Raw genomic sequence first — 376 nt, forward strand, 5'->3', positions numbered from 1 at the left:
GGACGGCGCCACCGGCGGGGTCATCGTGGTGCTGCAGGCCCTGGCGTTCCTGCTCGCCTTTGTCTGCGCGCCCAAGCACGGGTTGCTGGCCGCGCGCCGGCGCATCAAGGCGGCGAGGGCCGACGCATGACTATCCTGGAATCCCTTTTCCTGCCGCTGCAGTTCGATTTCATGCGCGAGGCCCTGCTGATCGCCGTCGTGGTGGCGGTGCCGACGGCGATCCTCTCGTGCCTGCTGGTCCTGAAGGGCCTGGCGCTGATGGGCGACGCCATTTCCCACGCGGTGCTGCCGGGCGTGGTGCTCGCCTACGTCGCCGGGATTCCGCTGGAGGTCGGCGCGGTCGTGGCCGGCCTGGTCTGCGCCCTGGGGACCGGCT

Annotated in this window: 1 protein-coding gene; it reads left to right on the forward strand. The window is 71.0% G+C overall.

Translation table 11 applies throughout. The features are described 5' to 3' along the window. Nucleotides 1-126 precede the first annotated feature (126 nt). Nucleotides 127-376 (forward strand): metal ABC transporter permease (locus N801_RS22285; RefSeq protein ID WP_035941225.1); only part of this gene is annotated, 250 nt, incomplete at its 3' end.

It is taken from the genome of Knoellia aerolata DSM 18566 (assembly GCF_000768695.1).
Taxonomy (GTDB): Bacteria; Actinomycetota; Actinomycetes; order Actinomycetales; family Dermatophilaceae; genus Knoellia; species Knoellia aerolata.